We start from the raw sequence: 12,817 nt of genomic DNA on the forward strand, positions 1-12,817 counted from the left end.
TCCAACCGGCCCCTTGCGGACCGGCGGCCTGGGAGTCTGGGCGGAACCCGGCGGGCCATGGCCGCGTCTCACCGGGGACTTCAGGGGAGGCAGGAGCACATGGCGGGTTACCAGGCCAATGCGGGCGAGATGATGTCGTCGGCGACCACCATCCAGGGGGTCGCGTCCGACGTCGAGGAGTACAAGGCGAAGGTCACGGCCAGCGCGGTCGGCGCCCAGGACTTCGGTCGGGCGCACACCGCCGGTGGCTCCCGCTACCTCGCCGGGCTGCCGAAGATCGCCGAGGCGGTCGCCTCGCACGCCGCCGCGCTCAAGGGCCTCTCCGACAAGCTCCGCAACTCCGCCAACGGCTACGACTGGTCCGACACGGCGAACGCGCAGAACCTCTCCAACGCCGGGGGCAAGTGATGGCGACTCCGTCGTGGGAAGACGTCAAGAAGGTCGCCGACAACCCGGCGGTGTCCTACGAGGACAAGAAAGCGCTGCTCCTCGCCTACTACACGAACGACGTCAAGGACGACATCACCGGCACGCACAACGACGAGCTGGAGGAGTACCTCGACGACTACGACATCTCGTGGGGCGACGGGCAGTGGCAGGCGACCAAGGACGCCATGCCGTGGGCGGACAGCTCGGAAGACCGGCTGAACGACGCCTACGACAAGGGCAAGAAGGCCGCGGACGCCGGTGACGCGCGCAACGCCCAGCACGAGAAGGACAAGAAGGCCGGGCAGGACGCGCTGGACGCGTCGAACCAGCGCGCGTCCGACGGCGGCGCGGGTGTCGGCAACTCGAACGACCTGCTGAACGCGGGCGCGCCCGGCCTGAAGTACTTCGAGAACTTCCTGCCGGTGTACGAGTACGCCAAGAAGATCATCGACGGCGGCACCGTCGACACGAACGTCGACAACATGCGCAAGCGGTACGACGAGCAGCGCGACATCGACTTCCACAAGATCGACATCGACATCGTCGAGCTGCGCCAGGTCGCGCAGGACTCCCGCGACCGCCAGGGCGACGCCGAGAAGTCGATGAGCAAGCTCTGGTCCGGCTGGTCGGGCAAGGCCGCCGACGCGTCCCGCGCGTTCGTGACGAGCATGTCGCAGAAGGCCGCGACCCACGCCGACGCCATCGACCACATCGCCGAGGTCACCAGGGCCGCGTGCCACACCGTGTCCGGCCTGGTGAACACCAAGGCCAGGACCGTCCTCGAAGGCGTGCGCAACGTCAACGACATCGCCGGTCTGAGCCCGGACCAGATCAAGGAGGTCGTGGACGGCTGCACGGCCGAGGACGAGGCGAAGCTGCGCCGCGTCGCCGGGTTCGTGCACTACACGATCGACGACAGCTGCGGCGACGGCGACGAGTGGAAGCGCCTGGTCCGCGACGAGGCGAACAAGTGGATCAGGAACACGTTCAAGCCCGACGTGAGCGGCAAGTGGACGCAGTTCGACACCATCTGCAAGACCACGAAGGACTCCGTCGACAAGACGTGGGAAGAGCTGGGCAAGCAGATCGACGCCTTCAACACGAAGCCGTTCGACCCGCCCAAGGAGCAGCCCCCGGCGGAGAAGCCGCAGCAGAACGGCAACGGGAACGGCAACACGAACACCAGCGGCAGTAGCGGCACGGGCACCGGTGGCGGTTCCGGGACCGGCGGTGGCAGCGGGAGCGGCGGCGGTTCGGGCACGGGTGGCGGTGGTGGCGGGACCCCGCCTCCGACGCCGCCGATCCCGGAGATGCCGACGCCGCAGAACCCGCTCGACAAGGACGGCGACGGCAAGCCCGACGACGCCAACGGCGACGGGAAGCCGGACCACCCCGGTGGCGACGGCGGCAAGCCGGACCCGACCAAGGGCGAGGAGAAGAACCCGGAGAGCGTCACGATCACCAGTGGCGCCAACGAGATCAAGATCACCGAGCCGGACGCGCGCGGCCACGTCAAGGTCACCGTCGACACGCCGAACGCCCCGCCGAAGACCTACGACCTCGACTTCAGCAAGAACCCGGACGCCGCCAGGGCCCTGATGGGCCAGAACGGCGCGGCGGGCCTGGCGCAGGCGCTGTCCGGTCAGGCCGGTGCCGGTGCCGGTTCCAGCGGCCAGGCCGCGGGTGGCGGTCAGGGCGGCACGACGCCCGGTTCGCCCCCTGACGGCTCGACCCCGATCCAGGCGGGCCCGGACGGCAAGGCCGTGATCGAACTGGACGGCCTGACCATCACGGCCGAGGTCGACCCGCTGACCGGGGAGATCAGCCTCTCCGTCGACGACGGCGAGGGCGAGCCGCAGCAGTACGGCGTCGAGTTCGGCGAGGACGAGCCCGAGACGGGCGGCAAGCCGGACGTCTCCACGATGCCCGCGTACGCCGACGGCGGTCCGGCCTTCACCGAACCGGGTGCCGACCGCGCGTTCGGCCGCGACTTCACCAGCGGCCAGGGCTTCACCGACCCGGCGTTCGCCCAGAGCTTCGGCAACCCCGCGTTCGAGGGCGGTCAGAGCTTCGCCGAGCCCGCGAACCAGAGCTTCGCCGCCCAGTCGTTCGACGGCGGCCAGAGCTTCGCCGAGCCGAGTTTCAGCGGGCAGGGCTTCACCGAGCCGGCGGGCCAGAGCTTCGCGGGTCAGGGGTTCACCGAGCCCGGTTTCAGCGACCAGGGTTTCGCGCAGCAGGGGTTCACCGAGCCCGCCTCGGCGTCCCAGTCGTTCTTCACCGAGCCGGGCTTCTCCCAGTCCGGCGCGGACCCGGTGTTCCGCGAGCCGTCGCTGGAGGGCACCACCTCCACGTCCGGCGCGTCGGCGGCGGGCCCGGTCGGCGGTTTCGACCGCGCTGACGGCGCGTTCGGCCCGCAGATCCCCACCGCGCCCGCCCCGGACCCCATGTGGGGCCCGCCCGCGCCGAGCGGTGACGCGAGCCTCGCCGACACCACGGCCGCGCAGGCGGACCACCCCGGCTCGGCCACGCTGCCGTCCATGCAGGACGGCGGCCAGGCGGCGCAGACCGGCGGCGGCATGATGGGTGGCGGCATGATGGGCGGCGCTCCGATGGGCGGCGGCCAGCAGCAGAGCGGCAACGGCGAGTCCGAGCGCGGCGCGAGCCAGTGGCGCACCACCGGGTCGCTGTTCGACGACGACGCCGTGCTGGGCCGCGTGCAGAGCGCTCTCGGTGAGGAGAACGCACGATGACGGAGTCCTTGGAGAGCGTCAAGCGGACGTTCGAGGGCATCCGGGCGGAGCACTCGGCCCGGATGGAGCTGGCGACCCGCAAACTCGACGAGGTCGACAAGGCCACGGCCGAGAACCACAAGGAATTCGTCGACAAGCAGAAGCGCCTGGTGGACCGCCTGCGTGAGATGGCGAAGACCCAGCGCGAGGGCGCGGTCAAGAAGAAGCCGAGCGAGCTCGACTTCGCGGTGGAGGACGACGACGCCACCCCGGACGAGTTCGCCGCGCAGCTGGCCGCGATGGAACGCGCCCGCCTGGCGGGCAACTCCCACACCGAGGAGGGCTCGTTCCTCCAGGGCGCACCGGCCCCGGCTCCCAGCCGCTGGGCCCGTGAGCACCAGGCCCCGGAACAACCGGCCCAGCCGCCGGTCCGGCCGCCGCTGCCCCCGCCGTCGCGCCGCCCCGCTCACCGCCCGGTGACCGACGACGATGACGACTTCGGCAACGAGAGCTACCTCACCTGATCTGCTCCACGACGAAGGGCCTCCCCGCCGAAGCGGGGAGGCCCTTGTCACATCGTCAGCGCGGAGGCGGGCCGTAGCCCGGCGCGGGTGGCCCGTACCCGGTCTGCGGCGGGCCATACCCTTGCTGCGGCGGCCCGTAACCCTGCTGCGGCGGGCCAAAACCTTGCTGCGGCGGCTGTCCGTACCCCTGCGGCGGCCCGAACCCTTGCGGTGGCCCAAAACCGGGAGGCGGCCCCTGCGGCGGCTTCCCCGCCCGCAGTGCGGCGATCGACGGCGGCAGCACCGACAGCAGCGCGGCGACCACGCCCAGCACCACCGCGAACACCTGCGTGCCGTCCACGCTCACCCCGGTGAACCCGAAGTAGTCCAGGTACACGACCTTCAGCACCGTCGGCGCCACGGCGAGCAGCGCCCCGAGCCAGATCACCAGCACCCCGGCCATCTTCCGGGCCACCAGCAGCACCGCCGCGAACCCGAACAGCAGCACGGGCAGGAACTGGCTCCACTCGGCGAGCCGCCCCAGCAGCGCCAACGTGTCGGCGCTGCCGCCGGTCTGCTTCATCTGCACCGCGACGAGGTCCGGGTTCGTGTCGAACTCGTCGGCGTGCAGCACGCTGATCAGGCCGAGCACGGCCCAGAACAGCGCGACTCCGGCGGCCGCGACAGCCGCTACGACGACGAAGACCATGCTCCCCTGGCGAGGAGGGGCCCAGCCCGGTGGTGGTTGTTGCGTCACGGCCCCGACGGTAGCGGGTCGTCCACGCCGGGAAGGCCGTGTTGGCGCAGGTCCACCCGGTCAGTGCCGGGCGCGGGCCAGCGCGCCGCGCTGGTAGGTCAGGGTGCCGCCCTTGACGTCGTTGTCCAGCAACGCGTCGTACGTCTTGTCGCCGGTCAGCGTCCGCAGCAGGAACGCCGTCGTGAACGCCTTCGCGAGCTTGTTCGCGACGCGTTCCCCCTTGCCGTCCAACAGGAGTTCGCTCCAGTGCCTGCCCTCGGCGAACCCGAGGTGCCCGGCCTTCGGCAGCGTCCGCACCTGCACCGGTCCGAGCCACGCCTCCGCGATGGCCTCGGCGTGCCCGACGGGCGGCGCGATCCGGTCCTCGCCCGCGGCGAGGTGCAGTCCGGGGACGGTCACGCGACGGGCCGCGTCCAATGCGGACGGTCGGGTTTCCGTGGCCGCCAACGTGATCACGGCGCGCACGCGCTCGTCGTCGGCCGCCGCCAGCACGGCCGCGCCGCCGCCGAGCGAGTGGCCCGCGACGGCGAGCTTGGCCGGGTCGACGCTGATGTCGCCGTCGCCGAGCCGGACGCCCGCGCAGATGTCGAGGGTCGTGCTGAGGTTCGCGGCGTGCAGCCGGGCGGACAGCAGCGGGCCGCGCTGGGTGTTCGGGGCCGCCGCGACGATGCCCCACGACGCCAGGTGGCGCAGCAGGCCGAGGTAGCGGCCCACGGGCTGGAGCCAGCCGTGGCCGAACGCGACGGCGGGCAGCCCGTACCCGGAGGCGGGGGTGAACACCGCCCCCGGCAGCCCGACGAGAGCCAGGTCGCCCCGCAGCACCTCGTGCTCGCCGGGCTTGCTGAGCTGGTCCAACGCCTGCTTCGCCGAGTAGCCGCTCACCCCTGGAACCGTAGTGGATGGCGGCCGTTCCCGAGACTCGCGCCACACGGCCAGATTGGTCTACACCAAATTGACCTGTGACCTGGGCAAACTCGAGCCGGTCACACTTTCGGGTTACGGCCGTGGTCTAGCTACTCTGTCCGGGTGTGCGGAATCGTGGGATACGTGGGTCACCGGTCGGCGCTCGACGTCGTGCTCGACGGACTGAGGCGGATGGAGTACCGGGGGTACGACTCGGCGGGTGTCGCCGTCCTGGACGGCGAGGGCGGTCTGACCGTCGAGCGGAAGGCCGGGCGGCTGGCGAACCTGGAGGCCCGGCTCGACGAGGTCGGGCGGGAGGCCTTCACCGGCACCTCCGGCATGGGGCACACCCGGTGGGCGACGCACGGGGCGCCCGTGGACCGGAACTCGCACCCGCACCGGGACGCGACCGGCCGGGTGGCGGTCGTCCACAACGGCATCATCGAGAACTTCATCGCGCTGCGCACCGAACTCGAGGGCTTCGGCGTCGAGATGGCCAGCGACACCGACTCCGAGACCGCCGCGCACCTCGTGGCGCGGGCGTACGCCGAGGGCGAGACCGCCGGTGACCTGACCGCGAGCGTCCGCGCCGTGGTCCGCCGCCTGGAGGGCGCGTTCACGCTGGTCGTGACGCACGCCGACGTGCCGGACCAGGTCGTCGCGGCCCGCCGTTCCTCCCCGCTCGTGGTCGGCGTCGGCGAGGGCGAGCACTTCGTCGCCTCGGACGTGTCGGCGTTCATCGAGCACACCCGCCAGGCCGTCGAGCTGGGCCAGGACCAGATCGTCGTGATCACCTCCGAGGGCTACGAGGTCACCGACTTCCACGGCGAGCCCGCCACGGCGAAGCCGTTCACCGTGGACTGGGACCTGTCGGCCGCCGAGAAGGGCGGCCACGACTACTTCATGCTCAAGGAGATCGAGGAGCAGCCGGAGGCGCTCGCGAACACCCTGCGCGGGCACTTCGACGGCGGCCGGATCATCCTCGACGAGCAGCGGCTGTCCGACCAGGACCTGCGCGACGTCGACAAGGTCATCGTCGTGGCCTGCGGCTCGGCCTACCACTCCGGCCTGATCGCGAAGTACGCCATCGAGCACTGGACGCGCCTCCCCGTGGAGGTCGAGCTGGCCAGCGAGTTCCGCTACCGCGACCCGGTGCTCGACCGCGACACGCTCGTCGTCGCCGTCTCCCAGTCCGGCGAGACCGCCGACACCCTCGAAGCCGTCCGGCACGCCCGTGAGCAGAAGGCCCGCGTGCTGGCCGTCTGCAACACCAACGGCGCGCAGATCCCGCGCGAGTCCGACGCCGTGCTCTACACCCACGCGGGCCCGGAGATCGGCGTCGCGTCGACCAAGGCGTTCCTCGCCCAGATCGCCGCGAACTACCTGGTCGGCTTGGCCCTGGCGCAGGCGCGCGGCACCAAGTACCCGGACGAGGTCGCCCGCGAGTTCCGCGAGCTGGAGGCCATGCCCGACGCCGTCGCGCGGGTGCTCGGCACGACCGAGCAGGTCCGCGCGCTCGGCCGCGAGCTGGCCGACTCGAAGGCGGTGCTGTTCCTCGGCCGCCACGTCGGCTACCCGGTGGCCCTCGAAGGCGCGCTGAAGCTCAAGGAACTCGCGTACATGCACGCCGAGGGCTTCGCCGCCGGTGAGCTGAAGCACGGCCCGATCGCGCTGATCGAGGAGGGCCTGCCGGTCGTCGTCGTCATGCCGTCGCCGAAGGGCCGGGCGGTCCTGCACTCGAAGATGGTGTCCAACATCAGCGAGATCCAGGCCCGCGGCGCCCGCACGATCGTGATCGCCGAGGAGGGCGACGAGACGGTCCGGCCGTTCGCCGACCACCTGATCGAGATCCCGGCCGTGCCGACGCTGCTCCAGCCGCTCATCTCGACGGTCCCGCTCCAGGTGCTGGCCGCCGAGATCGCCCGCAGCCGCGGCTACGACGTCGACAAGCCCCGCAACCTCGCGAAGTCCGTCACGGTCGAGTAGGCCGCCCTAGGGCGGCGGCCGCTAACCCTCATCCGGTGGTTCCGTCGTCCAGGTGGTCCCTCGCTTCGCCGCCCCCGCGCCCTCGTACTGGTTGTACGGGGGCGCGGGGGCGGTGGAGCGAGCGAGCGGCTGGGCCCGGAAAGACCGGGTGAGGATTGGCCGCCGCCCTAGGCTGGTTCCATGCGCGGCTTCTGGAGCACGGAACACGTCAAGAAGGCCGAGGACCGGCTGCTGGCCCGCACCCCGGATGGCGCGCTCATGCGGCGCGCCTCCTTCGGGGTGGCCACGGTCGCCCTGGAGCTGCTGAACGGCCGCAGGCGGGTGGGTCTGCTGGTCGGGGCGGGCAACAACGGTGGGGACGCTCTCTGGGCCGGGTACTTCCTCCGCCGCCGGGGCGTGGCCGTGACCGCCGTGCTGCTCAACCCGGACCGCGCGCACCCGGCGGGCCTGGCCGCGTTCCGGAAGGCGGGCGGCCGGGTCGCCGCCGAACTGCCCGAGGTCGACCTGGTCGTCGACGGCGTCGTAGGCCTGTCCGCGCACGGCCCGCTCCGGCCGGACGCCGCCGCGCACGTCGCGCGGGTCACCGCGCCGATCCTGGCCGTGGACCTGCCCAGCGGCGTCGACCCCGACACGGGCGCCACCAGCGGCCCGTTCGTCGAGGCGCACACCACCGTCACGTTCGGCTGCCGCAAGCCGGTCCACGCCCTGGCCGCCTGCGGCGACGTGCGGCTGGTCGACATCGGCCTCACGCCCGAGCTGCACGGCCCGGACCTCATGGAGCTGGAACGCGCGGACGTGGCGCTGGCCTGGCCCGTGCCTGGTGTCGGCGACGACAAGTACAGCCAGGGCGTCACGGGCATCGCCGCCGGGTCGGCGACCTACCCCGGCGCTGCCGTGCTCGCGACCGGGGCGTCGGTGCTGGCCACGTCCGGCCTGGTCCGCTACGCCGGGCAGGCGGCGGACGCCGTGCGCGCCCGTTGGCCCGAGTCCATTTGCACCGGGGCCATCACCGACGCGGGCCGGGTGCAGGCGTGGACCGTCGGTCCCGGTCTGGGCACGGGCTTGAGCGCCGAGAACGTCCTCCGCTACGTCCTGGACGCGGGTGTCCCGGTGTGCGCGGACGCCGACGCGATCACCATGTTCGCCAACAACCCGGACCTGTGGGACGCCCGCGACCCGGACACCACCGTCGTCCTCACCCCGCACGACCGCGAGTACGCGCGGCTGATGGGGGAGGAGGTCGGCGACGACCGCGTCGCCGCCGCCAAACGGGCCGCCGAGCGCTTCAACGCCGTGGTGCTGCTCAAGGGCAACACCACGATCGTCGCCGACCCCGGCGGCGCGGTGGCCGTGAACCGGTCGAAGGGGGCGTGGCCCGCCACCGCGGGCTCCGGTGACGTGCTCTCCGGCGTGATCGGCTCGCTGCTGGCCGCGCGCGTCTACCCGCTGCTCGCGGCCGCGAGCGCCGCCCACGTCCACTCGCTCGCGGGCGAGCTGGCGGCGGACGGGGCCCCGATCCCGGCGTCGTCGCTGCTGGCCGCCATCCCGGACGCGATTCGTTCCGTGCGGGCTGTGACACCATGATTGGCGCCATGGCTGCCTCCACCCCCCGCGCCGAAGTCGTCATCGACCTCGCCGCCTTCCGCCGCAACGTCGCTGTGCTCGCCGGTCTGGCCGACCGGACCGGCGCGGCGACCATGGTCGTGGTCAAGGCCGACGGCTACGGCCACGGCGCCGTGGACATGGGCCGGGCGGCCCTCACCGCGGGCGCGACGTGGCTGGGCGCCTGCTCGCTGGCCGAGGCGCTGGCCCTGCGCGCGGCGGGCATCACCGCGCCCGTCCTGTCGTGGCTGGACCTGCCGGGCGAGGACTTCGCCGCAGGCGTCACCGCGGACGTGGACATCTCGGTCGCGTCCACGCGGATGCTCCGCACGATCGCCGAGGCCGCGGCCCGCGTCGGCAAGCGCGCCCGGATCCACCTCAAGATCGACACCGGCCTGTCCCGCAACGGCTGCCAGCCCGCCGACTGGCCCGCGCTGGTCGCCGAGGCCGCCGCCACGCCGGACGTCCGGGTCGTCGCCGTGTGGTCGCACCTGGCGTGCGCGGACGAGATCGGCCACCCGTCGATCAGCCTCCAGGCCGAGCGGTTCGACGTGGCCTACCGGCAGGCGCTCGCGGCGGGCCTCACGCCGTTGCGGCACCTGGCCAACTCCGCGGCCCTCATCACCCGCCCGGACCTGCACTTCGACCTCGTCCGGCCCGGCATCGCCGCGTACGGCCTCAACCCCGTCCACGTGCCGCTGGACCTGAAGCCGGTCATGACGTTCCGCGCGGGCGTGGCGCTGACCAAGCGCCTCCCGGCGGGCGAGGGCGTGTCGTACGGCCTGACCTGGACGACCCCGCGCGACACGACGATCGCCCTCGTCCCGGCCGGGTACGCGGACGGCGTGCCGCGCAGCCTCTCCGGCCGGATGGAGGTCGTGATCGGCGGCAGGCGGCTGCCGGTCGTCGGCCGGGTCTGCATGGACCAGGTCATGGTCGACTGCGGTGACCTGCCCGTCCAGGAGGGCGACGAAGTGCTGCTGTTCGGCCCCGGCGACCAGGGCGAGCCCACGGCCCGCGAGTGGGCCGACCTGACCGGCACGATCGACTACGAGATCGTCACCGGGATGCACCGCCCCCGCCTGCTCCGCACCTACGTCGGCGCTCCGGAGCTGGTGGAGACATGAACCTGTGGAAGACCGTCGGCGTGGCCGCGGGTGTCCTCGGCGCGGCCACCACGGGCGCGGTCGTGGGCGCGGCGGCGCACCGCAAGAAGGTGTCCCAGGAGCGCCAGGCGGGCGACCCGCTGGACGACGAGCCGCTCGGCGAACTGCGGCCGGACCACGAGTCCACCGTCGCCGCGGACGACGGCGTGCCGCTGTCCGTCGAGGAGGTGCTCCCCAACGACAAGGGGGAGCCGGAGCTCACGGTCGTCCTGGTCCACGGCTTCGCGCTGGACCGGCGCTGCTGGCACTTCCAGCGCCGCGACCTGGCGAAGCTCACCGAGCCGCGGGTCCGCCAAGTCCTCTACGACCAGCGCAGCCACGGCCGTTCCGGGCGGTCGACCGCCGAGGGCAGCACCATCGAGCAGCTGGCCCACGACCTGGACGCGGTGATCCGCGCGGTCGTCCCGGACGGCCCGCTGGTCCTCGTCGGCCACTCGATGGGCGGCATGACGATCATGGCGCTGGCCGAGCAGCGGCCGGAGCTGTTCGCGGACCGCGTGCGCGGCGTGGCGCTGGTCGGCACGGCCGCCGGAGCGGTCGGCGGCGCGGGCCTGTCGAAGTCCGTGCTGTCCCGCTACAACCCCGTGACGCTGGGTGTCGGCAGGCTGGCTGGGTTCCAGCCGGGCCTCGTCGAGTGGGCGCGCAGGCGGGCCGACAAGCTCACCTGGGGCGGCATCCGGGTGCTGGCGTTCGGCGACCGCAAGGTCAGCCCGCTGCTGGTGGACCTGATGGAGAAGATGATCAACCAGACCTCCGTCAAGGTCCTCACCGAGTTCCTGGAGACCCTGGGGACGCACAACCGCTACCGCGCGCTGGCGGGCCTCCGCCACTGCGAGGTGCTGGTCATCAGCGGCGACGCGGACCGGCTCACGCCGTTCAGCCACGCCGAGCGGATGGCCGAGGAGATGCCAGACGGCGAACTGGTCCGCGCGCCCGGCGCGGGCCACATGGTCATGCTGGAACAACCGGAACTGGTCACCGGGCACCTGATCGGTTTGATTCGGCGGTCCGCCGCCGAGCAGGACGAAAGTCGACGGCGATGGTGGCGACGAGCGTGAACAAGACCTTGGAACTCCCGCTGGTGGAGGACACCGAGGCGTTCGGCGAGCAGTTGGGCAAGCTCCTCCGGGGCGGTGACCTGCTGCTCCTGGCTGGACCGCTGGGCGCGGGCAAGACGGCGCTGGTGCGGGGACTGGCCGCGGGGCTGGGGGTGACGGGCCGGGTCAGCTCGCCGACGTTCGTCATCGCGCGCGTCCACGAGCCCGCGCCGGAAGGGCGGGGCATCACGCTCGTCCACGTCGACGCCTACCGGTTGGGCGGCGACCTGGAGGAGCTGGACGACCTCGACCTGGACACGGACCTGGTCGACTCCGTCGTGGCGGTCGAGTGGGGCGAGGGCGCGGCCGAGCGCCTCTCCGAGGACCACCTGCTCATCCGCCTGGAGCGCCGCGAGGACGACGTGCGCCTGGCCCACCTGCTCCCGCACGGCTCGTGGGTGGACCGCGAACTGCCCTAGGGCCCGGCGATCCCGCGGACGATCCCCAGGTCCACCAGGTCCTGCGGGCGGAGCTTGAGCTGGTCCGCGGTGGCGGCCACCTGCGCGGGGTCGCGCTTCAGGATGGCCGCCGCCAGTTCCGGCGCGATCACCGAGAAGTACGCGTCGGGTGCGATCCACGTCTGGTCGGGCGAGGCCAGCGCCAGCGCACCGCCGGAGCCGCCCTCGCCGATCACCAGCGTCGTGACGGGCACCCGCGCGGTGGCCATCGTGGCGAACAGCCCGGCGATGGCCGGTCCGACGCCCGCGCGTTCGGCGGCGGCGTCGTTGGCCGCGCCCGGCGTGTCGACCAGCGTCAACACCGGCAGTCCCAACCGGTCCGCGAGCCGCACGACCCGGCTGGCCGTCCGGAACCCGGCGGGCGTGTTCGCGGTCCCGGTCTGCGCCGCGTAGACCACGGACCGGCCCTCGTGCAGCCCGATCCCGCACAGCATCCCCGGATCGACGCCGCCCGCCCGGTCGCCGCTGAACGGGACCCGCGCGGTGAAGTAGTCGTCCAGGTAGGCGGCGGCGCGGGGGCGTTCCGCGGCGCGGGCCCGTTCGACGGCGGCCCACCCGTCGGCGGGCAGGTCGGTCAGGCCCAGCGCCCTCGGCACGGACGCGGGCCGCAGGTCGCCGCCCATCAGCAGCGGCAGCAGCGCCCCGAGCACGCCGCCCAGTTCGGCCGGTTCCACGACGAGGTCCACCGCGCCCGCGTCGAACTGGCCCTCGCTCGTGTACGCGGGATCGGGGCCGGGCCGCACCCGTGACCCGGCGAAGCCGACCTGCGCCCCCGGCACGGCCAGCACCACGTCCGCCCCCGCGCCCAGCGACGCCCAGATGCCGCCGGTCGTCGGGTCGCACAGCACGGACACGTGCGGCAGCCCCACCTCGGCGTGCCGCGCGCACAGGTGGGAGATCCGCTGCAACTGCCGCAGCGACGCCATCCCCTCCTGCATCCGGCTGCCGCCCGTGGCGATCACCGACACCACCGGCAGCCCCTCGGACCCGGCTTCCGCGAACGCCTCCTCGATCAGGTCGCCGGTGGCCGTGCCCACCGACCCGCCGAGGAACCGGAAGTCGAACGAGATCGCCACGGCGTCGCCGCGCCGCTCCCACGACACGGCCTCGTCGCCCCCGGTGACCGACCGGGCCCGTCCCAACTGGGCCCCGTACCCGGCCCACCCGAGGGGGTTCGCGCCCATCGG

At 72.9% G+C, this 12,817-nt stretch carries 11 protein-coding genes; 8 read left to right on the forward strand and 3 right to left on the reverse strand.

Annotated features, from left to right (window positions below; translation table 11 throughout):
* Positions 1-99: 99 nt before the first annotated feature.
* The 3 genes from ACFWW9_RS06070 to ACFWW9_RS06080 are packed head-to-tail and all read left to right on the forward strand — an operon-like array spanning position 100 to position 3,682.
* Positions 100-408 (forward strand): hypothetical protein, encoded by a 309-nt coding sequence (locus ACFWW9_RS06070; RefSeq protein WP_390372099.1) that lies wholly within the window; start codon positions 100-102, stop codon positions 406-408.
* Positions 408-3,179, forward strand: coding sequence for a WXG100 family type VII secretion target (locus tag ACFWW9_RS06075; protein WP_390372101.1), 2,772 nt, complete (start codon positions 408-410; stop codon positions 3,177-3,179). The genes ACFWW9_RS06070 and ACFWW9_RS06075 overlap by 1 nt, the downstream gene beginning before the upstream one ends.
* Positions 3,176-3,682, forward strand: coding sequence for a hypothetical protein (locus ACFWW9_RS06080; RefSeq protein ID WP_390372103.1), 507 nt, complete (start codon positions 3,176-3,178; stop codon positions 3,680-3,682). Before ACFWW9_RS06075 ends, ACFWW9_RS06080 begins: the two co-directional genes overlap by 4 nt.
* A 55-nt stretch (positions 3,683-3,737) precedes the next feature.
* Here ACFWW9_RS06080 and ACFWW9_RS06085 read toward each other — a convergent pair whose 3' ends face one another.
* Positions 3,738-4,418: a hypothetical protein gene (locus ACFWW9_RS06085; protein WP_390372105.1), complete on the reverse strand. Its 681-nt coding sequence runs from the start codon at positions 4,416-4,418 to the stop codon at positions 3,738-3,740.
* A gap of 60 nt (positions 4,419-4,478) precedes the next feature.
* Entirely contained in the window at positions 4,479-5,300 is an 822-nt protein-coding gene (locus tag ACFWW9_RS06090; RefSeq protein WP_390372107.1) for a dienelactone hydrolase family protein, read from the reverse strand.
* A gap of 144 nt (positions 5,301-5,444) precedes the next feature.
* Between ACFWW9_RS06090 and glmS the strand changes: the two genes are divergently transcribed.
* The 5 genes from glmS to tsaE all read left to right on the forward strand — a co-directional run bounded on the left by glmS (position 5,445) and on the right by tsaE (position 11,591).
* Positions 5,445-7,307, forward strand: coding sequence for a glutamine--fructose-6-phosphate transaminase (isomerizing) (glmS, locus tag ACFWW9_RS06095; protein WP_390372110.1), 1,863 nt, complete (start codon positions 5,445-5,447; stop codon positions 7,305-7,307).
* A gap of 180 nt (positions 7,308-7,487) precedes the next feature.
* Positions 7,488-8,891, forward strand: coding sequence for an NAD(P)H-hydrate dehydratase (locus ACFWW9_RS06100; protein WP_390372112.1), 1,404 nt, complete (start codon positions 7,488-7,490; stop codon positions 8,889-8,891).
* A gap of 8 nt (positions 8,892-8,899) precedes the next feature.
* Positions 8,900-10,036 (forward strand): alanine racemase, encoded by a 1,137-nt coding sequence (gene alr, locus ACFWW9_RS06105; RefSeq protein ID WP_390372115.1) that lies wholly within the window; start codon positions 8,900-8,902, stop codon positions 10,034-10,036.
* Positions 10,033-11,133 carry an alpha/beta fold hydrolase gene (locus ACFWW9_RS06110; protein ID WP_390372117.1) on the forward strand — a complete coding sequence of 367 codons (1,101 nt, stop codon included), beginning with the start codon at positions 10,033-10,035 and terminating at the stop codon, positions 11,131-11,133. The genes alr and ACFWW9_RS06110 overlap by 4 nt, the downstream gene beginning before the upstream one ends.
* Positions 11,115-11,591, forward strand: coding sequence for a tRNA (adenosine(37)-N6)-threonylcarbamoyltransferase complex ATPase subunit type 1 TsaE (gene tsaE / locus ACFWW9_RS06115; protein WP_390372120.1), 477 nt, complete (start codon positions 11,115-11,117; stop codon positions 11,589-11,591). Before ACFWW9_RS06110 ends, tsaE begins: the two co-directional genes overlap by 19 nt.
* On the opposite strand, the gene ACFWW9_RS06120 is transcribed toward tsaE, so the two are convergent.
* Positions 11,588-12,814, reverse strand: a complete 1,227-nt coding sequence (locus tag ACFWW9_RS06120; RefSeq protein ID WP_390372123.1) for a carboxyl transferase domain-containing protein — start codon at positions 12,812-12,814, stop codon at positions 11,588-11,590. The genes tsaE and ACFWW9_RS06120 overlap by 4 nt on opposite strands.
* Between the last annotated feature and the right edge of the window lie 3 nt (positions 12,815-12,817).

It is taken from the genome of Umezawaea sp. NPDC059074 (genome assembly GCF_042738955.1).
In the GTDB taxonomy this organism is placed as follows: domain Bacteria; phylum Actinomycetota; class Actinomycetes; order Mycobacteriales; family Pseudonocardiaceae; genus Umezawaea.

Bases quoted from the DNA above. Each gene is read 5' to 3' on its own strand.
- ACFWW9_RS06070 (WP_390372099.1), top strand. From the start codon at position 100: ATGGCGGGTTACCAGGCCAATGCGGGCGAGATGATGTCGTCGGCGACC.
- ACFWW9_RS06075 (WP_390372101.1), top strand. From the start codon at position 408: ATGGCGACTCCGTCGTGGGAAGACGTCAAGAAGGTCGCCGACAACCCG.
- ACFWW9_RS06080 (WP_390372103.1), top strand. From the start codon at position 3,176: ATGACGGAGTCCTTGGAGAGCGTCAAGCGGACGTTCGAGGGCATCCGG.
- ACFWW9_RS06100 (WP_390372112.1), top strand. From the start codon at position 7,488: ATGCGCGGCTTCTGGAGCACGGAACACGTCAAGAAGGCCGAGGACCGG.
- alr (WP_390372115.1), top strand. From the start codon at position 8,900: ATGGCTGCCTCCACCCCCCGCGCCGAAGTCGTCATCGACCTCGCCGCC.
- ACFWW9_RS06110 (WP_390372117.1), top strand. From the start codon at position 10,033: ATGAACCTGTGGAAGACCGTCGGCGTGGCCGCGGGTGTCCTCGGCGCG.
- tsaE (WP_390372120.1), top strand. From the start codon at position 11,115: ATGGTGGCGACGAGCGTGAACAAGACCTTGGAACTCCCGCTGGTGGAG.
- ACFWW9_RS06120 (WP_390372123.1), bottom strand. From the start codon at position 12,814: ATGGGCGCGAACCCCCTCGGGTGGGCCGGGTACGGGGCCCAGTTGGGA.